Origin of the sequence: Flavobacterium luteolum, assembly GCF_027111275.1 — a bacterium.
Taxonomy (GTDB): Bacteria; Bacteroidota; Bacteroidia; order Flavobacteriales; family Flavobacteriaceae; genus Flavobacterium; species Flavobacterium luteolum.
Map to the genome: position 1 here is coordinate 3607484 of NZ_CP114286.1, position 23296 is coordinate 3630779.

The 23296-nt window shown below is 34.1% G+C and carries 19 protein-coding genes; 10 read left to right on the plus strand and 9 right to left on the minus strand.

Going from position 1 to position 23296, the window contains the following annotated elements:
• Window positions 1-88: 88 nt before the first annotated feature.
• From OZP10_RS15340 to OZP10_RS15360, 5 genes are all read right to left on the minus strand, one after another.
• On the minus strand, window positions 89-1702 hold the full coding sequence (locus tag OZP10_RS15340) for a glycoside hydrolase family 3 protein (RefSeq protein WP_281631658.1): 1614 nt from the start codon (window positions 1700-1702) through the stop codon (window positions 89-91).
• A 133-nt stretch (window positions 1703-1835) separates the two neighbouring features.
• Window positions 1836-2174, minus strand: coding sequence for a hypothetical protein (locus tag OZP10_RS15345; RefSeq protein ID WP_281631659.1), 339 nt, complete (start codon window positions 2172-2174; stop codon window positions 1836-1838).
• 21 nt (window positions 2175-2195) lie between these two features.
• Window positions 2196-3518, minus strand: a complete 1323-nt coding sequence (locus OZP10_RS15350) for an MFS transporter (RefSeq protein ID WP_281631660.1) — start codon at window positions 3516-3518, stop codon at window positions 2196-2198.
• A complete protein-coding gene (locus OZP10_RS15355) occupies window positions 3505-5079 on the minus strand; it encodes a family 10 glycosylhydrolase (RefSeq protein WP_281631661.1) in 1575 nt (524 codons plus the stop codon). The genes OZP10_RS15350 and OZP10_RS15355 overlap by 14 nt, the downstream gene beginning before the upstream one ends.
• 227 nt (window positions 5080-5306) lie before the next feature.
• Window positions 5307-6515 (minus strand): anhydro-N-acetylmuramic acid kinase, encoded by a 1209-nt coding sequence (locus tag OZP10_RS15360; RefSeq protein WP_281631662.1) that lies wholly within the window; start codon window positions 6513-6515, stop codon window positions 5307-5309.
• A 203-nt stretch (window positions 6516-6718) separates the two neighbouring features.
• Between OZP10_RS15360 and OZP10_RS15365 the strand changes: the two genes are divergently transcribed.
• Genes OZP10_RS15365 through OZP10_RS15375 form a run of 3 tightly spaced genes read left to right on the plus strand, consistent with a single transcriptional unit; the run spans window position 6719 to window position 9472 of the window.
• Window positions 6719-7276: a LemA family protein gene (locus OZP10_RS15365; RefSeq protein ID WP_281631663.1), complete on the plus strand. Its 558-nt coding sequence runs from the start codon at window positions 6719-6721 to the stop codon at window positions 7274-7276.
• The gene (locus tag OZP10_RS15370; RefSeq protein WP_281631664.1) at window positions 7276-8232 is read left to right on the plus strand and encodes a DUF3137 domain-containing protein; all 957 of its coding nucleotides are present in this window, start codon (window positions 7276-7278) and stop codon (window positions 8230-8232) included. Before OZP10_RS15365 ends, OZP10_RS15370 begins: the two co-directional genes overlap by 1 nt.
• 46 nt (window positions 8233-8278) lie before the next feature.
• Entirely contained in the window at window positions 8279-9472 is a 1194-nt protein-coding gene (locus OZP10_RS15375) for a WG repeat-containing protein (RefSeq protein WP_281631665.1), read from the plus strand.
• Window positions 9473-9536: 64 nt separating this feature from the next.
• Here OZP10_RS15375 and OZP10_RS15380 read toward each other — a convergent pair whose 3' ends face one another.
• Window positions 9537-9770, minus strand: coding sequence for a hypothetical protein (locus OZP10_RS15380; RefSeq protein ID WP_281631666.1), 234 nt, complete (start codon window positions 9768-9770; stop codon window positions 9537-9539).
• 188 nt (window positions 9771-9958) lie between these two features.
• The gene (locus tag OZP10_RS15385; RefSeq protein WP_281631667.1) at window positions 9959-10855 is read right to left on the minus strand and encodes a hypothetical protein; all 897 of its coding nucleotides are present in this window, start codon (window positions 10853-10855) and stop codon (window positions 9959-9961) included.
• A gap of 70 nt (window positions 10856-10925) precedes the next feature.
• On the opposite strand from OZP10_RS15385, the gene OZP10_RS15390 reads away from it, so the two are divergent.
• From OZP10_RS15390 to OZP10_RS15405, 4 genes are all read left to right on the plus strand, one after another.
• A complete protein-coding gene (locus OZP10_RS15390) occupies window positions 10926-11369 on the plus strand; it encodes a DUF6896 domain-containing protein (protein ID WP_281631668.1) in 444 nt (147 codons plus the stop codon).
• A gap of 237 nt (window positions 11370-11606) precedes the next feature.
• A complete protein-coding gene (locus OZP10_RS15395) occupies window positions 11607-14513 on the plus strand; it encodes an FAD-binding and (Fe-S)-binding domain-containing protein (protein ID WP_281631669.1) in 2907 nt (968 codons plus the stop codon).
• Between the two features lie 370 nt (window positions 14514-14883).
• The gene (locus OZP10_RS15400) at window positions 14884-16818 is read left to right on the plus strand and encodes an amino acid permease (RefSeq protein WP_281631670.1); all 1935 of its coding nucleotides are present in this window, start codon (window positions 14884-14886) and stop codon (window positions 16816-16818) included.
• Window positions 16819-16964: 146 nt separating this feature from the next.
• Window positions 16965-18059 carry a DUF695 domain-containing protein gene (locus tag OZP10_RS15405; RefSeq protein ID WP_281631671.1) on the plus strand — a complete coding sequence of 365 codons (1095 nt, stop codon included), beginning with the start codon at window positions 16965-16967 and terminating at the stop codon, window positions 18057-18059.
• A 234-nt stretch (window positions 18060-18293) separates the two neighbouring features.
• On the opposite strand, the gene OZP10_RS15410 is transcribed toward OZP10_RS15405, so the two are convergent.
• The gene (locus OZP10_RS15410) at window positions 18294-19538 is read right to left on the minus strand and encodes an aminotransferase class I/II-fold pyridoxal phosphate-dependent enzyme (RefSeq protein ID WP_281631672.1); all 1245 of its coding nucleotides are present in this window, start codon (window positions 19536-19538) and stop codon (window positions 18294-18296) included.
• Between the two features lie 401 nt (window positions 19539-19939).
• On the opposite strand from OZP10_RS15410, the gene OZP10_RS15415 reads away from it, so the two are divergent.
• The 3 genes from OZP10_RS15415 to OZP10_RS15425 all read left to right on the plus strand — a co-directional run bounded on the left by OZP10_RS15415 (window position 19940) and on the right by OZP10_RS15425 (window position 22831).
• The gene (locus OZP10_RS15415) at window positions 19940-20398 is read left to right on the plus strand and encodes an Lrp/AsnC family transcriptional regulator (RefSeq protein WP_012024199.1); all 459 of its coding nucleotides are present in this window, start codon (window positions 19940-19942) and stop codon (window positions 20396-20398) included.
• 326 nt (window positions 20399-20724) lie between these two features.
• Complete coding sequence (gene lpdA / locus OZP10_RS15420) at window positions 20725-22128, plus strand: dihydrolipoyl dehydrogenase (protein ID WP_281631673.1); 1404 nt, start codon at window positions 20725-20727, stop codon at window positions 22126-22128.
• A gap of 160 nt (window positions 22129-22288) precedes the next feature.
• Window positions 22289-22831, plus strand: coding sequence for a lipocalin family protein (locus OZP10_RS15425; RefSeq protein ID WP_281631674.1), 543 nt, complete (start codon window positions 22289-22291; stop codon window positions 22829-22831).
• A gap of 60 nt (window positions 22832-22891) precedes the next feature.
• Here OZP10_RS15425 and OZP10_RS15430 read toward each other — a convergent pair whose 3' ends face one another.
• Window positions 22892-23266 (minus strand): DoxX family membrane protein, encoded by a 375-nt coding sequence (locus OZP10_RS15430; protein ID WP_281631675.1) that lies wholly within the window; start codon window positions 23264-23266, stop codon window positions 22892-22894.
• Window positions 23267-23296 lie beyond the last annotated feature (30 nt).

Below are 23296 nucleotides of genomic sequence, written 5' to 3' on the forward strand. Positions count from 1 at the left end.
AAAGTAGGGCATAAGTACAGGCACTTACAATAAGATGTGATTATAAAAACTTATAAGTTGATAAATTTTGACTATTTTGATTTTTAACTTATTGGATATCAATGTTTACTGGAAGAATTCCGTTTAAAGAAATTTTCTCTAAAAATTGAATTCCCGCAGTTTTTTGAAATTCTTCAAAATCTTGATAAGCCTGAATTAGTCCTGAAGCCTTTTTCAGATTCGGAATTAAAGGCAATGCATACGGATTTCCGAAAACAAATACGATGCATTTTTTAGTCTGCAATAATTCAGAAAGTAGTTTTATAACTTCGTTATCAATTTCGAAATTATTCAGAGGTTTTGCTTTTGGAACAAATAATGAAATTAAAATGGCTTCGAAATTGTCTAATTCTTTTTGAATTGATGAAATATCTGAAACTTCTAGATTTTCAAAAGCAAATTCTGGAGAATCAAGTTTTGAGTTCAGTGTTTTGAAAAATGTATTTTCAGTATTTTTATATAAACTCAGTTTAGCAAGTTTATTGTTTTTCTGTGCTTCAAAAGCTAGTTCAGCACTTGAGTTGTCTATAATTTTAGTAATTGCATTTTGAGCAATTTCTAAGTTTATTTTTGATGTTTTTTCGAAATCCAATTCGCCAGAAACTGCAGTGTTTCCAGAAAGAATTCCAGCTTTTTCTTTGGCTTTCATGATTCGGTTGTAACTTTCGAAAATACGATCTGGTGAAGCATTTTTATAGATTGCTTCAATTCCTTCGGGAACATTTTCGGCAAAACATAAAATATCATTTCCTGCATTAAAAGCTTCCCATTCTAGTTGACCTTTGGTTTCGTACAATTTAGAAACGCTGTGCATATTTAAAGCATCAGAAATCACCAAACCATCATAACCTAATTTGTCGCGCAAAAGATCCTGAATAACCGCTTTTGATAAAGTTGCAGAAGTATCTTTTCCGTCATTTAAACTAGGAACAGCCAAATGCCCAATCATTATAGAATCGACATTATTTTCGATTCCCTTAATGAACGGATACAATTCGTTTTCCATCAATTCTTCTAAAGTTTCCTTTAAAACCGGTAATCCTAAATGTGAATCGATATTGGTGTTTCCGTGTCCTGGAAAGTGTTTCAAACAGCCTAAAACGCCAACTTCCGACATTCCTTTTAAATATTCAACAGCAAAATTGGCTACTTTTTCTTTGTTTTCACCAAAAGAACGATATCCAATAACCGGATTATTCGGATTGTTATTGATGTCTGCCAAAGGCGATAAATTATACTGAATTCCAGCAGCTTTTAAATCCAACCCTATTTGTTTTCCAACTTCGTAAACCAAATCCGATTTGTTTTCTGGCAAAGCACCAAGTGTAATCGCATACGGATATTGTGGTGTTTTTTCGATACGCATTGCCAATCCCCATTCCGCATCAATGCTAATAAGAAGCGGAGTAGAAGCGGCTTTTTGGTAGCGAGCAATTAAGGCTTTAATTTTTTCGTAGCTGTCGTCATTAAAAACTACTTTTTTCTTGCTTTCATAATTGGTTGCAGCGCTCGCACGACTATGAAAAAAGGTCAATCCGCCAATATTATGTTCTTTTATAAGGCGTTCTGTTTCTTGAATGTTTTCTTCAGTATCGTTGATAAAAACGGCAGGAAAGAAAAATTGTCCTATTCTTTGGCGTAATGCTTCGTCTGTAATTTTCATTATTATAAAGGCTTTTTCATGCAAACTTTATTATCCATTTTTTATAATACGGATAATTCGGAATGATGGTATAATTTGATTTTAAAATCAGTTGTGTTCTTCCTAAAAGGACACAATTATTTTTATTTGCTTACTATAATTTGGCTTTCTTTTGTTTGGCTAATTGCTTTTTGGTTTCAAGCGCTTTTTCCAATCGGTTTTTGAAACGGAAAAGTTTTGGTAATCCTTCTAATCGATCTACAAGGGTGATTTCTTCGTAAACCAAAATAGCCTTTTCTAAAATCCTGATTTCATTTTCAAGGTCATTTTGGTTTTTGTAGATCGTAGCTAATCGATCGTATGGATGATTTCCTTTAAAGCCTTCACTAGCATTTTCTTCATACAATTCAATTGCTTTCTCAAGATTTCCGGTTTTTTCGAACTCGGATCCTTTCAGATTTCGTTCGTTCTGCAAATTTTTATTGATTTCCATAGGTAAAGTTTGATTTGGGGATTAAACTTCTTCTGATTTCTTCCCAAAATCTTTTGGGAAAGTTAAAAAACGTGATAAAATAAGACCTGGAATTGTAGCTATTAAAACCCAAACAAAGAAGTTTTGATAGCCTAAAAAATTCTGAATATAACCGCTCAACATTCCCGGAAGCATCATTCCTAATGCCATAAAACCAGTTGCAAGTGCATAATGCGCTGTTTTCGATTCGCCTTCTGCCACATGAATTAAATACATCATAAAACCTGTAAATCCAAAGCCGTAACCAAATTGTTCCAGAACAACCGTAATGCAAGTATAAAGATTTAATGGAGAATTTATTTCGAAAAAATATAAATTTATATGAAGATGAAAAAGCTCTTGTGGCTGAAAATGAGCTAAGCCAATAAAACCAAGTATAGGAAGGTGCATTGCTAAAAACATCGGAAGCATCCATTTTGTTAGACCATGTTTAGAAATGGCAATTCCACCTAAAATTCCGCCTACCGTAAGGGCAAAAATTCCTAATGTTCCGTAGATAATTCCAACAGCTTCAGTGTCTAATCCCATTCCACCTAGTTCTCTTTTATCAAGCAAGAAAGGACTCAACATTTTCAATAATTGCGATTCTCCTAATCTGAAAACCAAGATAAAAGTCAAAATTAAACCAATTTGTTTTTTCTGGAAGAAGCTGGTAAATATGGTTCCGAAGCTTTGATGAGGTGTTTCTTTCTTATTTTCTACAGCATTAATTTCATTTTTTGGTGTGAAAATGAAATTGTAAGCAGTAATAAACACCATTAATAAACCTACACAAATCATGGTATACGACCAAGCTTTGGTATTGTCTCCGTATTTATGTTCCAAATATCCAGCAAAAAGTACTACCAAGCCGTTTCCTGCAAGCATTGAAAGTCTGTAAAAAGTACTTCTGATTCCAATAAAAAAAGATTGTTTGTCTTCGGGTAAAACCAATAAATAGAAGCCATCAGTCGCAATATCATTGGAAGCCGAAGCAAAAGCTGCGACCCAGAAAATCGATAAGGTCATGATGAAAAATCCGTCGATCGGAATGGTGAAGCCAACCAATAGAAATGCAATTGAAATAATCAGTTGCATCAGCAGGAACCATTTTCTTTTGGTTCCAATTAATTCTATAAGCGGACTCCAAAGTGGCTTAATAACCCATGGAAGATATAATAAACTGGTATAGACTCCAATGTCTTCATTTGTAATTCCTAGATTTTTGTACATAATTACCGAAACCGAAATAATTATGGCATACGGTAATCCTGAAGCGAAGTTTAGAAGCGGAATCCAGAACCAAGGTTTATTATCTATTTTCATTAGGCTGATTTGGTGTATAGTTTTTAAATGGTTTTTTTAAGTCAATAGCAGTTGGGGTGCTTTCGTTGGCATAATAATCAATAAAAGTTACAGCGCAGGCTTTGTAAAGATTTAGTTTTCCTGCTGCAATAGAGAAATTGATTTTTCCGTCAGCTTCTTTTACTGTAACTTTTTCGATGATTTTCGAGGCATCATTGATGTCGATTTTCGAGATATGATCGCCTCCATAAACCACCATATAGCGAACTTTTGTATTTAGCGGACTTTGGAATGTAAAGTTGTATTTAATGCTGTCTTTGCTATACTCCAAAACTTTTGGCGTATCAATAATTACGTGTCTTAAATTTGGAACCGCTGCAGGAAGTGCAGGATATTTATATTGGTTTTCTTCTAAATGACGCACTACGTCGAAATTTTTGCCCATAAACCATTTTGAACTGAAATAAGCACTTCCGGAAACATTTTTAAAAGTTCTTAAAAAATCAATTTGAGTTGGAATTTCGGTCATGTAATTCCAGTTTTTGTCACCATCGGCTCTAATTTTGTAAGTAGCATGTCCGATGTAGATAGCAGTATTAGGATTTGTATTTTCAGACCACCATTTTACCAGTTTAGAGTAAGATGCTCTGGTATTGTTCATGCTCCAATACAATTGAGGCAAGATATAATCGATCCATTTTTGATCCATCCATAACATCGGATCTGCGTATAAATCATCGTAATTTGATGTAGATTGTGTTTCAGACCCTCTCGGATCTTGAGATTTGTTTCGCCAAACCCCAAACGGACTAATTCCGAATTGTACCCAAGGTTTGCTTTCTTTGATAGTTGTTGAAATAGCATGCACAAAATTGCTCACATTCGCACGGCGCCAATCAGAAAGGCTCAAACCAGCTCCGTATTTTTTGTAAGATGCAGTATCGTTAAACACTTTTCCAGGAACCGCATAAGGATAGAAATAATCGTCAAAATGAATTGCGTCGATATCATATTTGTCCACGACTTCTTTTACCACTTTAGTTAGATGTGCCTGAACTTCTGGTAATGCAGGATTGTAATAATATTTTCCGCCATATTCAATCATCCATTCCGGATGTTTAAAAAAATCGTGTCCAGGGCTTAAAAGATTTTTATTTAAGTCGAAAGTTGCACGATATGGATTTAACCAAGCGTGAAATTCAAATCCACGGTTGTGTGCTTGTTCGATCATCCACTCGAGAGTGTCGTAATATGGGTTTGGAGCCAAGCCTTCTTTTCCAGTTAAAAATCGAGACCAAGGCGCAAATTCTGAAGGATAAATAGCATCGCCAACACTTCTAACCTGAACGATTACAGCATTGTAATTCAGTTTTTTATACGCTTCTAAAATTTCAAGATAATCAGCTTTTTCTTTTTCTACGTTGTCTGTTGCTTTTTGTGGCCAGTCAATGTTTACGACTGTTGCAATCCAGACTCCTCTAAATTCATTTTTAGGATGCAGTATTTTTTCCTGAGAAACAGATTTCCATCCAAAGAAAATTAAAAATAGGAGAGAGTATAGTAAGTGCTGATTTTTATGCATTTCAATCTTTATTTTAACAAGAACCAAAAATAGTTTCTTTTGCCACGAATTCAATGAATTCTACTAATTTTTTATTTTAAATGTTTTTTTGCCACGAATTTCACAAATTACATTAATTTTTTATTCTCAAAGTATTAAAAAATAATTCGTGCTAATCTTTTTTGCCACAGATTAAAAGGATTATTTGGATTAATCTTTTTAATCTTTTTAATCTGTGGCTAAAATATTTAATTAGGAAAAGAAATTTTCCCCATTGTTACTGATGGAATTCCTTTTTGCGAACCAAAATTATAATTGCCACCTGCAACAGTTTCATTGGCCAAAACGGCAAATAGGACCGCTTCTTTCGCATCGCCTGAAATTCCGAGAACGTCGCTTTTTTCAAACTTGCAAGGCAATAATTCCTGTAACCAGCTCACCAATAACGGATTTCTTGCGCCACCGCCAGACATATAAACTGTAAACTCTTCGATTGAAGTTTTAGTATTTTCTACAACAAACAAAACCGCTTCAGCAATCGTTTCTGCGCTCAATCGCGTTAAAGTTGCCAACAAATCTGATGCCGAAATATTCTGTAATCCTAATTTTACCAGAGCCGAGTTTACAAAATCGTGATTAAACAATTCTTGACCGATAGTTTTTGGAAAGCTTTTCTGGAAGAAAGCATCACTTTTTAATTCGCTTAAAAGTTCCTGATTTACAGTTCCTTTTTTAGCAATCTCTGCGTCTTTATCGAAGCTTTTTTCAGGAAAAAACTGTTTGGTAAAAATATCGATTAAAGTATTTGCAGTTCCAGTATCGGTTACAAAGACCTCTTCGGCATTTTGTGAAGCTGGTAAATAAGTGAAATTTGCAATTCCGCCCATGTTCAGCATAATTCGGTTTTCGCCTTTTTTACTGAATAACAAATAATCGCCATAAACTGCCAAAGGCGCGCCTTCGCCACCTGCAGCCACATGTTTTTGTCTGAAATCTGATAACGTTATAATTCCGGTTTTTACTGCAATATGATCGCCATCGCCAATTTGCAAAGTCGCATTTGGAAATTTTTCCTGCTGATGCAAAAACTTTGGTGCATGCAGAACCGTTTGTCCGTGTGAGGCAATTAAATCGACTTCGCTTGCGGGAACATTCCATTTAGAAAGACAATCGTTGATCATTCCGGCATGCAGGTTTGCAATCCATTCGTTTAGTAAAACCAAATGCTGAAAATCGATTGTTTTTTTAGCAAACACTTTTCTGATTTCGGTTTTAATATCGTCGTTGTAATCAACGGTTTCAAATTGCTGGATTTTTACAACCGTGTTTCCGCCTTCGCCCGAAACTTCGCAAAGCGCCAAGTCTAGTCCATCAAGCGAAGTTCCTGACATTAAGCCTACTATTTTTCGAGTCTCTTTTTGAGCAATTTCGTAAAGAGCTTTTATATTTTTATTCATTTCAAGTAATCTTAAAAACGCAATTAATTTGGAAACGCTAAAATGAGATTATTTCAGATATAAAACTATAGATTTTAGACAATTTTTATTTTTTGAATGCCACTATTGTAGAACAATAATTTGTGGTAAAAATCCTAAAAAAAATAATTCATACTTCCCGTCTTTTCTATATATTTGCTGATAACCAATTCAAAAATATATATATGTTAGTTATTATAGGACTTTTTGTTTTCCTTTTTATCATCGGAATAGTAATCTACAATTCACTTATCGGAAAAAGAAATCAGGTTGCGAATGCTTTTTCCGCAATTGATGTAATGTTGAAAAAACGTTTCGATTTGATTCCGAATCTAGTTGAACTCGTAAAACAATACACGAATTATGAACAAAGCACTTTGACTAAAATCGTGGAGCTCCGTTCAAAATCTACTTCAGGAACTTTAACAGACAAAGAGAAAGCAAGTTTGGATACCGAATTAAGTTCTGCTGTAAAAGGCTTAATGGTAACGGTTGAAAATTATCCAGATCTAAAAGCAAATACGAATTTTTTAAATCTGCAAACAACTTGGACAGAAAGTGAAGAGCAAATCGCTGCAGCAAGAAGAACTTACAATGCAGTAGTGACCGATTATAATAATGCGATTATGATGTTTCCAGGTAATATGTTTGCAGGAATGTTGAGTTATACTAAAATTGAAGTTTTGGCAACTCCAGAAGAAGAGCGTAAAAATATTAGTGCAAAAGAATTATTCAATAATTAATGGATTCAGAAATAAATTCGAATGCGGCCTTGCAAGAGGTTTTAAGTGAATTAGAAATTGATCGTAAAAAAGTTGCTCACGCTTATATCAATTGCTACATATTGTTGGGCGTTGGATTACTTATTATAATTGCAGGTTTCATTATCGGTTTTGGAGGTTATGCTTTTATAGGAGGTATAGTGCCTTTGATTGCGGGAATTATTATATGTTTTAATACCAACGGTGAAGCGGTTAAATACCAATCTTCTTTTAAAACAAGAGTAGTCACATCTGCCTTAAAAAAGATTAACGAAAATTTACTTTTTAGACCTCAAAGCGGGCTTCCAGAATATGAGTTTATAAGTTCAGAACTTTTTACGACCGAACCTGATCGCTATAAAACGCAAGATTTTGTAAGTGGAACAGTCGATAAAACTTCTTTTTGGTTTTCAGAAGTCCACGCCGAATATAAAACGGAAACGCAAACAAAAAACGGAACAAAAACAACTTGGCACACGATTTTTAAAGGAATTGTTTTTGTAGCCGATTTCAATAAAAACTTTAATGTTTCGACTATTGTGCGTCCAAAAGGTATTACAGATGCTATTGGTTCATGGTTTTCGAAAAACGTTTTCAGTTTTGGTAATTCCGAGTTAGTTCAATTAGAAAATAAAGTCTTTGACGAAATATTTGTAACCTATTCCAAAAATCAAATCGAAGCGCGATACATTTTAACGCCCGCTATGATGGAAAGGATTTTGGATTTAAATCAAAAATCGGAGGATACAATTTCAATATCGTTTATTAATTCTAAAATGTATATCGCTTTTCCTTTGTCTCAAAATTACTTTGAAGCGCCAATTCATTCCTCACTTTTAGCTCCCGATTTACTAACCGATGATCTTTCGATTGTTCAGTTTATGCATGATATTGTTCATGAATTGGATCTGAATACCAGGATTTGGGGGAAAGAGTAAAAGGTTTTATAAAGTAGCAATCACAATTTGATTTTTTTACTATACTATGAAGAATACAATATTTACAATGTTATTGGGAGTTTTTATGAATGTGCTTTTTAATAATGCTGTTTATGCGCAGGAAAATGTTTCGGATTCAGGTCCTACTGTATCTATAGATTATTCTGGGCTGTCATTTGAAAAAGTTGTAATAAATGGCAAAGTTGGTTTAAAGGATAAAAAAGGCAACTTAGTTATACCAGTAGAATATCAAGACGTTGACGTTTTTGATATGCAATTTCCAATAGCCGTTAAAAAAAATGATCTCTGGGGTGCAGTAGATTCTGCTGGCAAAATGGTTATTCCTGCAAAATATGAAGGGCTTTTTAGATTTCAAGATAAAAATCATGCTTCGGTTAAAAAAAATAATAAATATGGTTTGATTGACAAAACAGATCAGATTTTGCTTCCAATACAATATGATCAAGATCTCTGGTTTTATAAAGGACTATCAAGAATTTGTCTAAATGAAAAAATAGGACTTATTAACGAGCAACTCAAAATTATTTATCCTATTGAACTTAACAACTTGTATGCCTTTGACGAAACAGGATCAGCTGTAGCTTCAAAAAATGGAAAATGGGGATTGATTGATAATGAAGGAAATATAATCGCACCTTTTGTGTACGATGCTGTCTCTTCATTCTATAACAATCGAGCGAAATATAAGCTAAATAAGAAAATCGGAATGATTGACAGAAATGGTAAAGTAGTAATTCCAAATAATTATGAATCGCTTTCGGATTTATATTTGAATCAGATTGTTGCAGAAAAAGAAGGTAAAGAAGGGCTTTTAGATAGTGTTGGTAAAGTGATTATCCCTTTTAAGTATGATTCAATTCAGTTAGGTTTAAAGGATTATATACCAGCCAAGAGAAAAGGTAAATGGGGATATATTAATAAATCTAACAATGTAGTAATTGATTTTAAATATGAAGAAGCCCTCATGACCACGGCTGATTTTTTTGTTGTAAAACAGAAAGATAAATATGGAGCTATTGATAGAGATGGAAAAATTATACTGCCATTTATTTTTGATGAAGCAATTCTATCCGATGATTTTATTACCATTTACCCTTCGCTGGAATATAGATTCACAAAAGATGAGCAAAGCATTTATTTTAATGAAAAGCTGGAGTGTGTAAAAAATTGTAGAAAATTAAGTAAGTTAGGATTGGATAATTATAGGATTAAAAAATAAAAAAACAATTATTACAACAAATAAACCCCTCGATTTTTTAAAATCGAGGGGTTTATTTTAAATTCTACTCCACCTCCAAATAAGGATTTAAAGTTTCAGCCAATTCATTGAGCCAGTAAAAACTGTCTCTTAATTTGATGATTTCGCTTTGAAATGTTTCATGTTCGCTCAAAACGCATAAAGCAAGTGTAAAATTTACCTGCCTTAAAGTTTTAGCCATTTCAACAGGATCGATTCTGTTGTTGAAGAAATTCAAAAGCTTGATTTCGGTTTGTTTTGAAATTGTGTTTGCATTCATAAAGTCGTAGTTTAAAAATAATAAAACCCTTGTAAATTAGTGGTTCTAACGCCTACGACAGCGTTACGGTCGTTTCCGATACCGTCCACATAATACAAGGGCAAAGCCTATTTAGTTCTTAAGGTCGTAGTTTAAGAGTTGTAAAAGTATTAAAAAAAACGACAAAAAGTAAGAAAAATAATATATTTTTAAAATTCACAAAGTAAAGATACAGGATATTTTTCTTCACGAAATATTTTCATATGATTATCAAGATCAGAAAATATGCTTTCAAATCTATCAAAAGAAGATTCATAACCATAGCTTCCATCTTTTTTGAAACTTTCTTTAATTTTAAGTTTACCAACAACTTCAAATTTATTTTTAAAAGAAATAATATCTCTGTGCGTTACTAAATGATAGGTAAGTCCAAATAAAAAATTATCTTGATTAGCATATTCCCAAATTTCATCTACATTTGGCTGTTGCTCTAAAATAGTTTTCCAATCATAAGTTGAAGGAATTCTTCTGCCAGAAATGAAACAAGATTTTAAATCTTCAACAGTTGGCTTGTTTACGCCTTTATATGTTGTGATAGCCAAATCATATGAACATTGTCCTCTTTGTTGTGTAACTTTGGCGCAAATTACAGCATAATAATTATTGTCTGAAAGTTGGAAAGTTAGCAAATCATTTGGCTGAAAATATAGATTTTTAATAATCCTGTATTTTTTTCTTTTTCTAACTTTCAAATTTGGCAGACTTATCTTCTTTAAAAGTTTATCAAGCTCTTTTTGTCTTTTTTTACCTTCACTGGCATCACATTCGTCAGTCCAGATTTTTACCCCAGCTTTTATTTCAATAACACGTTTTACTTCTTCAAGAATTTCTTTGGTTAATTCACCAATTTCCCAAAAAGCAAGTGCATAAGAAGTTACAAAAATCTCGTGATAGAAATCGGTATCGTCGCCGTAATCTTCTATGATAAAAGGAATTTCTTTTTTAATGGTTTCTATAGTTGCATCGCTGTCATATAAATCCATTATTGATTCGTAAGTATCTCGAGCTAAATCACCATCGATTATTTTTACGCCGTCTGTTGCCATTGTGTTTTTGGAATTATTTTAAAAAGAATATCAGGCTAAATATAGAAAGTTTTGGATATTTGTTTTAATTATGATCGAAAAAATCTTAACAGACTACATTACATTTATCAGAAGCTTCGAAGCTTTATTAAAAGATAAATACCAAAAAGACATAAATCCATGTTCGTTTTCAATTACTTTCTTTGAAAGAGTAGGTTCAATTGAGGGGATTGAATATTATTTTCACGGAAGTGGATGCACTGCAAAAAAAGATGGAGTTATTTATGCTTACGATATTTCAATTTTTGAAAAGGATATCATCGAATTTACTCAATGGGAAATTACAGAGTTTATTAAAACACATCCAGAATATCAGAAACTAAATTATAGTGAAGATTATATCGAGTATGAACTTTATAAACTTATAAATAAAGGAATTTTAGAATGGTTGACTTTCGAAAGGATTGAAGGAAAGGCTTTTGGATGTGTTTTTAAATGTTATAGAGTTGTTCAGGAATCGTTTTTTCTTCAATAAACCTTCTTATGAAACCAAGTGCCTTAGCCCCGATGGGAGCGGCATCTCCCGATAAACAAAAACTACGGGTAAAAGCTTTGTTTTTGTTTATCGGGAATATAGCGGATAGCAGGAAATAGCTCCTGATTTAAAATTCCAACCTAAAAACAGCATCAAAGAAAACCTCTGTCACTTTGTAACTCTGAACCTTTGAACCTAAAAAAATAACTATTTTTGTACTTCAAAAGAAAAGCAAAAATGTCAATACTTAAAGATTTAGAGCAATTAGCCGGTGAACTCGAAGGCACACTTTTATACGATGATCTTCATAAAACACTTTATTCGACAGATGCGTCGGTGTATCGGATTCGGCCAAATGCAGTGGCTTTGCCTAAATCTACGGCAGATATTAGCAAATTAATTCGCTTTGCAGGAGAACATAATATTTCGATCACACCGAGAACCGCAGGAACTTCACTCGCAGGACAAGCCGTTGGCGACGGACTTGTGGTGGATGTTTCGAAACATTTTACCAAAATATTAGGTTACGATGCCGAGAAAAAAACGGTTACCGTTCAGCCTGGTGTTATTCGCGATGAATTGAATTTGTATTTAAAACCTTATGGCGTATTTTTCGCGCCAATTACATCGACTTCAAACCGTGCGATGATTGGCGGAATGGTTGGAAATAATTCATCAGGAACAACTTCAATTCGTTATGGTGTTACGCGCGATAAAATTGCCGAGGTAAAAGCGATTTTGAGCGACGGAACTGAAGTGGCTTTTGGCGAATTGACTTCGGCGGAATTTATCGAGAAAACCAAAGGCAATTCTTTAGAAAATAAAATCTATAAAAGCGTTTACGACGAACTTTCGGTTAAGGAAAATCAGGAAGAAATTATAAAAGAGTTTCCGAAACCAGAAATTCACAGACGAAATACGGGTTATGCTGTTGATATTCTGCTGAAATCTGAATTATTTGGCGGAACAGAACCAACTATAAATCTTGGAAAACTGCTTTGCGGAAGTGAAGGAACTTTGGCCTTTACAACCGAAATTACTTTAAAAGTAGACGATTTGCCACCGCCTCACAGTATTATGGTAGTGGCACATTATCATACGATTCAGGAATCGTTAGAATCGGTTGTCGTGGCAATGAAACATCATTTGTATACGTGCGAAATGATTGACGACACGATTTTAGATTGTACCAAAACTAATCGTGAACACATTAAAAACAGATTCTTTTTGGTTGGAGAACCCAAAGCGATTATGTTGTTTGAAGTAGCATCACACACTTTAGAAGATGCCGAAAATCAAGCAAATGCTTTAATTGCTGATTTAGAGAAACACAATTTTGGTTATGCTAAAGTCAAAATTTATGGACCAGATATTGATAAAGCCAACGAGCTTAGAAAAGCAGGATTAGGTCTTTTAGGAAGTATTGTAGGCGATGATAAAGCAGCTGATTCTATAGAAGATACAGCAGTAGAATTAAGCGATTTACCAGCCTATATTGCTGAGTTTTCGGCGATGATGTTGCGCCACGGACAGGAAGCGATTTATTATGCGCATGCGGGTGCGGGAGAATTGCATTTGCGTCCCGTTTTGAATTTGAAGAAAACGGAAGATTTAAAATTATTTAGAACCATTGCGACGGAAGTAGCGCATTTGGTAAAAAAATATAGAGGTTCGTTAAGTGGTGAACATGGCGACGGAATCGTTCGCGGTGAGTTTATTCCGTTTATGATTGGCGACAAGAATTACGAATTGCTGAAAAGAATCAAATTAGCGTTTGACCCGAATTCGGTTTTAAATATTGGGAAGATTGTCAACGCTTTGAAAATGGACGAAAATCATCGTGTAGTTTCAGGAAGGATAGAACCAGATATTAAAACGTTTCAGGATTTCTCAGATAGTTTAGGAATTTTACGTGCTGCAGAAAAATGCAACGGTTCTGGTGATTGCAGAAAAATGCCATCGGCAGGAGGAGCAATGTGTCCGAGTTATCGTGCGACTAGAAATGAGAAAGAAACCACTCGTGCGAGAGCAAATGCATTACGCGAATATTTGACGTATTCTGAAAAAGAAAACAAATTTGACCAGAAAGAATTATATGAAGTTTTTGAGTTGTGCGTAAGTTGTAAAGCTTGTGCAAGCGAATGCCCGAGTAATGTTGACGTAGCGACTTTAAAAGCAGAATTTTTATACCAATACCAAAAAGCAAACGGATTTTCGACCAGGAATAAAATTTTTGCCAACAACGCCAAATTGAACAAAATGGGAAGCAAATTCCCGTCGATTACGAATTTTATTTCGAATCAGTCATTGGTGAAAAAAACAATGGGAATTGCGCCAGAAAGACAAGTTCCGTTATTGGCGAAAAAGACTTTTAGAAAATGGTATGAAAATAATAAACTTAAAAACGGAGATTTCCAAAACGGAAAATTGTATTTGTTTGTAGATGAATTCACAAATTATTATGACGTAAATATAGGTATTGATGCTTTTGAATTATTGACGAAATTAGGTTACGAAGTTTTAATCGTGAATCATGAAGAAAGTGGCAGAACTTACTTATCGAAAGGATTTCTGGAAGAAGCCAAAAAGATAACCGATATTAATGTGAATATTTTTAAAGATTTGATTTCGAGCAATACGCCTTTAATCGGAATTGAACCTTCGGCGATTTTGACTTTTAGAGATGAATATTTACGATTGGCATCAGATAAAGAAAATGCGGAACGTATTTCGCAAAACGCTTTTACAATTGAAGAATTCTTCAAAAAGGAAATCATCGACGGAAAGATAACGCCAGATTCATTCTCAGAAGAAGCGAAAGAAATTAAAATTCACGGACATTGCCACCAGAAATCATTAAGTTCGGTTGAAGCAACTTTTGCGATGCTGAATCTGCCTAAAAATAATACGGTTACGATTTATAATTCTGGCTGTTGCGGAATGGCGGGTTCTTTTGGTTATGAAAAAGAACATTATCAAGTAAGTATGCAAATGGGAGAGGACACGCTTTTCCCAAAAGTGCGCAACACTGCCGAAAATGTAAAAATCGCTGCTGCGGGAACGAGCTGTCGCCATCAAATTTACGACGGGACAAAACGTGAGGCACAACATCCGGTTAGTATTTTGAGAAATTGCTTGAAGTAAGATGTATCTTGTAAAATGTGAAAAGTTTAGCCACAGATTAAAAGGATTAAAATGATTTTTATTTCACGTAGATTCTACTGATTTAAGCAAAGAATGGCAGATTTTATTTATATCGAACTTAAAATTAGATCTACCTAAATCTGCGAAATCTGCGTGAAGAATTATTTAGATGAAGATTGGAAAATCATTTTAATCCTTTTAATCTGTGGCAAAAAAAATAATTCGAGAAATTAGTGTAATTCGAGGCAGAAAAAAACACCTGTAAAAACAAAATCGTTTTATATATTTGAAATCAAGATAATTTTTGCATTATTTGCAAAATAAAACAAAAAGAACTGAATTAAATTAATTTATAACAGCAAAACATTATATGGCATTTTCAAGTTTATTCCGAAAGAAAACAGTACAGGATATTCTGAAGCAGGTTGCACAGAACGAAACAGACGGTCATAATGCCTTAGGAAAACACTTGACAACTAGGGATTTGACGGCTTTTGGAATAGCGGCTATTGTTGGAGCGGGAATTTTCAGTACTATTGGAAAAGCCAGTGCAGACGGAGGACCAGCTGTAATTTTCTTATTCTTATTTACTGCTTTGGCGTGTAGTTTTGCTGCTTTTGCTTATGCAGAATTTGCTTCGATGGTTCCAGTTTCAGGAAGTGCTTACACCTATTCGTATGTCGCTTTTGGAGAATTAATTGCCTGGATAATTGGTTGGGCTTTAATCATGGAATATGCCGTTGGAAATATAACCGTCGCCATATCGTGGAGTGATTATTTTACGGGACTTCTACAAAGTGGCGGCATTCATTTGCCGCAATGGATTCAGATGGATTACCTTACTGCTTCAAACGGATTTAAAGATGCCGAAGCCTTAATGCGAGGCGGTAAATCATTCGAAAATTTAAGTGTTGCTTTACAGCAAGCGCATACTGCTTGGACAACTGCGCCAACAATTGGGTCTTTTCATTTCGTAACCGATATACCAGCATTATTCATCATTATTCTGATTACAGCTTTGGTTTACAGAGGAATGAAAGAATCGCGTAATGCCAGTAATTTAATGGTTGTAGTAAAACTTTGTGTGGTTCTTTTAGTAATTGCTGTCGGGATTTTTTATGTAGATACAGCAAACTGGGATCCATTTGCTCCAAATGGTGTTAGCGGAGTTTTAAAAGGAGTTTCTGCTGTTTTCTTTGCTTATATTGGTTTTGATGCGATTTCGACAACTGCCGAAGAATGTAAAAATCCTCAAAGAGATTTACCACGCGGAATGATGTGGGCGATTATTATTTGTACGATTCTTTATATTGCTATTGCTTTGGTTTTGACAGGAATGGTAAAATATCACGAATTAAATGTTGGAGATCCTCTTGCATTTGTTTTTGATAAATTAAACTTAAAATGGATGTCAGGAATTATCGCGGTTAGTGCAGTAGTGGCGATGGCAAGCGTTTTATTGGTTTTCCAAATGGGACAGCCTCGTATCTGGATGAGTATGAGCCGTGACGGTTTATTGCCAAAGAAATTTTCTACTGTTCACCCAAAATTCAAAACGCCGTCTTTTGCAACTATCGTTACAGGATTTGTAGTGGCAATTCCGGCGTTATTCTTAAACCTGACAATGGTAACCGATTTATGCAGTATCGGGACTTTGTTTGCATTTGTTTTAGTTTGTGCAGGCGTTTTAGTTTTACAAAACAAACCTGAAATTCCAAGAGGAAAATTCAAAACACCTTATATCAATTCAAAATTTATTCTTCCAATATTAATGATTGTGGGGTTATATTATGCTTTTGCTTTCAACAATAAAGCTACAATGGCATTTATCAATAACGATCCGCAGATTTACGATGCAACATCAATTGTGACTTCTTTAGATAAGTCAGAATCAGAGCAGGTTTTTAAATATTTAGAAAGTATCGAAGTAAATAATAAAACAGCTGAAACATCAGATTTAGAGCATTTATTAGGACAATACCAAGACGACGAAGTAAAATATGCTGAGGTGGTAAAAGGATTGCCAATTGCAGATTCTGCAAAGTATGAGTCAGGATTTAGCTTATTCAAACACAAAATTCCAATGTGGATATTCTTATTTGTTTTGGTTGGATTAGCTGTTTGGGCTTTCAGAAAAAATCTGTCTTTAATTCCGCTTTTAGGATTAATCTGCTGTTTGTATATGATGGCCGAATTAAGCGTTTGGAACTGGATTTATTTTACAGTTTGGTTAATAATCGGATTGCTGATTTATTTTGGCTACAGCCGAAAAAACAGTAAATTGAATACTGAAAATATAGTTTAAAAAGTAAATTTTTTATAGAAAAGCCGTTCTGAGTACTTCAGAACGGCTTTTTGCATTATTGATATTTTATAGAAATATTCTTATGTTTTAAAAACACTTTTCCTTAAGTTTGTTTTCAGTAAAATTTTAAATTTAATTAGTAATACATGGGTTTTCTCGATAAAATATTGGGCAAAAAAGAAGCTTTAATACAATCTAATGCAGACTTCTGGAATTGGTTTTTAAAAAATGAAAAAGATTTTTTTAAAATCGTAAAAGACAGACAAAACATTCATCAAGATTTTTTTGAAAAACTGGCGCCAAAGCTTGATGAAATTCACAGCGGAATATATTTCTTGACTGGAATGTTAGATGATAATACAGTCGAGTTAATCTTAACGCCAGACGGAGCAATTAGAAATATTTATGCAATTGAAGAATTGGTAAATGCAGCTCCTAAAATTGAAGGCTGGAAAATTACTGCACTAAAACCAGCATCGGAAATTCAAGATATAGGAATCGATTACGAAGGATTCCAATTCAATAAAGACAATTTGAGATTTTATCCAAACGTCCATGAAGGATATCCAGACGAAATAGACTTAACGGTTATTTATGATGAATTCGTTGAAGAAAAACGACAGGTAATAGCAAACGGTGTTTATATTTTCTTAGACAATTATTTAGGAGAACTACATTCTGTTACTTTGATTGATAACATGAAAATAGAGGGTTCTAATGCCATTTCAGAAGAATTAATTCCGATCGAAAAATTAAGAGATTACCTAATTTGGAGAGAAAAGGAATTCGTTGAAAAATATGAAGGTACGAGGCATAATACAGAAAATGACAGCTATGCTAATTTTGAAGGTAAAAAACAAGATGGTTCAATAGTTTTAGCTTTAATTAATACCACATTAATTCAGTGGGATAAAAAAGCATCACATCCATGGATTTTTATTGTGACGATTCCGTTTGACGACTGCGATAATAGCGGGCTTCCAGATGAAAAAACGTATAAATTATTAGATAGTATTGAAGAAGAAATAATACAAATTTTACCTGATTCTGATGGGTATTTGAACATTGGGAGAGAAACGGCTGACAACAAAAGAGAAATCTTTTTTGCTTGCAAAGATTTCAGAAAACCAACCAAAGTAGCCGATGACTTAATAAAAGAATACAATGGGGTTTTTGAAATTAGCTACGAAATTTATAAAGACAAATATTGGCAGACATTTAGACATTTTGAGCCAAGATAAAGTGCAAAAAGCCGTTTTGAAATTATTCAGAACGGCTTTTTTTATTCAAAAAAAATCCGCTTAGAGAAAAGATCTCCAGCGGATTCAAACAATCTAATAAAAAATGTGCAAATTTATTTATAGAGGAATGTTTGCGTTTATTTTGAGTGATTTTCTCGCGCAGATTTTGCAGATTGTTTTAATAGATTTCTAGAATAAAATCTGCATAATCAGCCAAATCTGCGAGAGAAAAGCTTAGCGAATCTCTGTGAAAACTTCTTTGTGAATCTTTCCAGCATTCAAAATTCCAAGTTCAACCATACATTGTTTCATCATTTCGTAAGTACGGTCAATATCATTATCCAAACCAATAGAAAAACGAATCAAACCATCTGTCAATCCCATCTCTTTCTGTTCTTCTAACGGAATTTCGCTCGAAGTTGAGGTTCCCGGAGCGCTGAATAACGTTTTATAAAAACCTAAACTTACAGCCAGATAACCAAGATTTCTTTCCTGCATTAATTCCATCAATTCATTGGCTTTTTCTAAAGTTCCAACATCAATCGTCAACATTCCCCCAAAACCATATTCAGGATTAATCATCGTTTTATACAATTCGTGACTTGGATGACTTTTTAAACCTGGGTAAACCGTTTTTAAACCGTCTTTTTCAAATTGATCAGCCAAATAATGCGCATTATGACTGTGCTGTTTAATACGGATATGAAGTGTTCTCAAGTTTTTCATCACACTTGCCGAACGCAAACTATCCATTGTTGGACCTAAAAGCATACTTGCGCCAGAGTTTACATTTTTCAATGAATTAATAAATTCCTTTGAAGCACAAGTTACACCGCCAACTGTATCACTGCTTCCGTTAATGTATTTTGTTAAACTATGAATTACGATATCAGCACCCAACTTTGCAGGAGAAACAGATAAAGGTGAAAATGTATTATCTACAACCAATTTCAAATTATGTTTTTTCGCAATTTCTGCCAAGCCTGCAATATTTGCAACCTCCAAAAGAGGATTGCTAACCGTTTCGCAATACAAAACTTTAGTTTTAGAAGTAATTGCAGCTTCAACAACGTCCAATTTTGTGATGTCAACGAAGCTTGTTTCGATACCAAATCTTGGAGTAAAGTTTTTTAGGAAAGCATAAGTTCCGCCATAAATAGTTCTGCTCGAAACAATATGGTCGCCCGCACCGCACAATTGTAAAAGAGTAGGAGTGATTGCGCCCATTCCAGAAGCCGAAACGTTTGCGGTTTCTGTTCCTTCCATCGCCGCTAAAGCCTGATCTAAATATAAATTACTTGGTGAAGAATGGCGAGAATATAAATAACAGCCTTCCATATTACCTTCAAAAGTATCAAACATGGTTTTAGCCGAAAGAAAAGTATAAGTCGAAGAATCAGAAATCGACGGATTTACACCGCCAAATTCGCCAAAATATTGCAAATCCTGAATTTTATCTGCTGGATTGAAGTTTTTCATATTAGTTTTTTTTTTTTGTTTTGTTTGCTTCGCCCATTCGGCTTTCAGCCTCGGGTCAAGTTTCAGGTTTTAAGTTCCAACAACCTGAAACTTGAAACCTGAAACAAAATTATTAGGAGCTATTTCCTGCTATCCGTTTCAATCTTTTGTGCCGAACCCCGGCACAAAAGGATTTCCACTTCTATCAGGGCTAGGGCACTCGTTTTCAAAAAGAAATTCTTGTCAAAATAAGATCTAATAAGAAAATTAATCAACTATGAAATGAATAATTAGATTATAAAACTATAAAAATGTATTTTTTATGATTTTTAATCTAAATTTGATTTTAAAAACACAGTTGAATAGATTTTCTTTCTTTTGTGATAAACTATCAACCATCAACCAAAAACCATCAACTAAAAATGACTTTAGACGCTACAGATAAAAAACTCTTGGTTTTACTTCAAACTGACAGTAAAAAAACAACCAAAGAATTATCCTTAAAACTGGATCTTTCTGTTACAGCAGTATATGAAAGAATTAAAAAATTAGAGCGTGAAGGCATAATTAAAAACTATGTTGCCTTAGTCGATAAATCCAAAATTGAGAAAGGATTTGTGGTTTTCTGCCATTTAAAATTGATCCAGCATACCAAAGAATTCCTAACCAAATTTGAAAGCGAAGTCATCAAGTTAAACGAAGTTTTGGAGTGCCATCACGTAAGCGGCGATTACGATTATATTCTGAAAGTTTTAGTAAAAGATATGGAGGCGTACAGGGAATTTTTAGTAACAAAACTGACTTCATTACAACATATTGGAAGCACACAAAGTATGTTTATGATTAGTGAAGTGAAGAATTCTACGGTGATTTCTTTTTAAGGAGGTACAAAGGTTCAGAGTTACAAAGGTTCAAAGGTTTTTTCTGTAGAGATGCACAGCAGTGCGTCTAACGTACTATTTGTCATTTCTCCTTTCAGTCGAAATGACAAATAGTACGTGGTAATCTTTGCCTTAAAAAAAAACTTTGCGCCTCTGGGTCTTTGCGAGATTAAAAAAACAAAAAACTTAGCGACCTTTGCGTAATTCTTCGCGCCCTTTGCGGTAAAATCTTCCTCCAAAATTTCACACAAAAAACATTGAAAATTAAACCTCAAACAGAACTTTATTGCTTAATTTTGTAACCGCTAAAATAAAAACAAATTACTATGAGTTCATTTGACGTAGTCATTATAGGTTCAGGTCCTGGAGGATATGTATCAGCAATTCGTTGCGCACAATTAGGTTTCAAAACGGCAATTGTAGAAAAATATAATTCATTAGGTGGAACTTGCCTTAATGTAGGTTGTATTCCTTCAAAAGCATTATTATCTTCTTCTCATCATTATGCTGAAATTGCTCATTTTGCAGATCACGGAATTGAAGTTTCAGGAGATGTAAAAATCAATTTAGAGAAAATGATCGCACGCAAACAAGCTGTTGTAGATCAAACAGTAGGTGGAATCAACTACCTAATGGATAAAAATAAAATTGCTGTTTTCAATGGTTTAGGTTCTTTCGTAGATGCAACGCACATTGCTATTGCAAAAGCTGACGGAACGTCTGAAACTATCGAAGCAAAATATACTGTAATCGCTACAGGATCAAAACCATCTTCTTTACCATTCATCAAAATTGATAAAGAAAGAATCATCACTTCTACTGAAGCTTTAGCTTTAAAAGAAGTTCCAAAACACTTAGTAATTATTGGTGGTGGAGTTATCGGAATTGAGCTTGGACAAGTTTACCTTCGTTTAGGGGCTCAGGTTTCTGTAGTTGAATTCATGGACAGAATCATTCCTGGAATGGACGGAGCTCTTTCTAAAGAATTGACTAAAGTGTTGAAAAAACAAGGAATGAAATTCTACGTTTCTCACAAAGTAAAATCAGTAGAAAGAAACGGCGACGCAGTTGTAGTTCAAGCTGAAAATGCAAAAGGAGAAACAATTACTCTTGAAGGAGATTATTCATTAGTTTCTGTTGGTCGTCGTCCTTACACAGACGGATTAAATGCTGACAAAGCTGGAGTGAAAATTTCAGACAGAGGACAAGTTGAAGTAAACGATCATTTACAAACTAATGTTCCAAATATCTATGCAATCGGTGACGTTGTTCGTGGAGCAATGTTAGCACATAAAGCAGAGGAAGAAGGAGTAATGGTTGCTGAAATCTTAGCAGGTCAAAAACCACATATCGATTATAACTTAATTCCTGGTGTAGTTTATACTTGGCCAGAAGTTGCAGCAGTTGGACAAACTGAAGAGCAATTGAAAGCGGCAGGAGTAAAATACAAATCTGGAAGTTTCCCATTCAAAGCTTTAGGACGTGCAAGAGCAAGTGCTGACTTAGATGGATTCGTAAAAATCTTAGCTGACGAAAAAACAGATGAGGTTTTAGGAGTTCACATGATTGGTGCCCGTACAGCAGATTTAATTGCTGAAGCGGTTACTGCAATGGAATTCAAAGCTTCTGCTGAAGATATTTCTAGAATGAGCCACGCGCACCCAACTTTCGCGGAAGCGGTAAAAGAAGCAGCTTTGGCGGCAACTGAAAATAGAGCTTTACACGTATAATTTTTACGTTGAATCATATTTAAAACCGTCTCGTTAAAAAACGAGACGGTTTTTTTATGCAATATTTTTAAGCGTTATATAATATAATAATCAAAAATAATTTTGTAAATTAGATGTGTAGTTCTGGTGCTATCTTTATGATAATTAAAAAGATAGTATTATGAAAACTAAATATGTAGTTCCAGTTTTGATTGGAGCAGGAATCGGAATCGCGTTGTACTCATGTGGAGGAGGAATTCCAAATAAAGCAAAAGCTGTAACAAACTTTGACAGCGCAAAATATCTTGGAAAATGGTACGAAATTGCCAGATTAGATTACAAATGGGAAAGAGATTTGAATAATGTAACTGCCGAGTATTCTTTGAACGAAGATAAAACTATAAAAGTCGATAATAAGGGCTATAATGTCAAAAAAGACAAATGGGAACAAAGTGTCGGGAAAGCTAGATTTGTCAAAAAGGACAATATTGGTATGCTGAAAGTCTCATTTTTTGGTCCTTTTTATTCTGGTTACAATGTCGTAGCAATCGATTCTGATTACAAATATGCACTTGTAGCTGGAGAAAGTTTAAAATACATGTGGATACTTTCTAGAGAAAAAACAATTCCGGAAAGTATAAAAGCAGATTTTCTTATCAAGGCTCAAGAAATTGGGTATAAAGTAACCGATTTAGTTTGGGTAAAACATGATAAGACAAATTAAAAAATAAAAAGTCCGTCAGTGTTACATCTGACGGACTTTTTATTTTGAGTTAAAAAATGTTTAGGCAGTAAAAACACTTTTGTAATTATCCCAGTATCTGTAGATCAAGAATAAATTTCCTAGAAAAAGAAGAGCCGCAATAGGCAGGCCATCTGGCGCAAGGAAATAATTGATAAACAAAATATTTACCGTAATCGGTAAGATCAAGATGTTTGCTAAAGTTACATAACGCCCAGTTACAAATGCAATTCCACAAAGCAATTCGATAGATTTTGCTAAAGGCATTAAATACGTAGAAGCCATTAAACCAACATTAAAGGCTTTAAAGTCTCCTGTAGTTTCTGGCTCAGGCATAAGATGGAAAAAATAACTGATAGAGGCGAAAAGCAGCAAAAGACCGATTAAAACGCGGACAATAATTGTGGCAATTTTCATAATACTTAGGATTTTTTAAGGGTTAAAAAA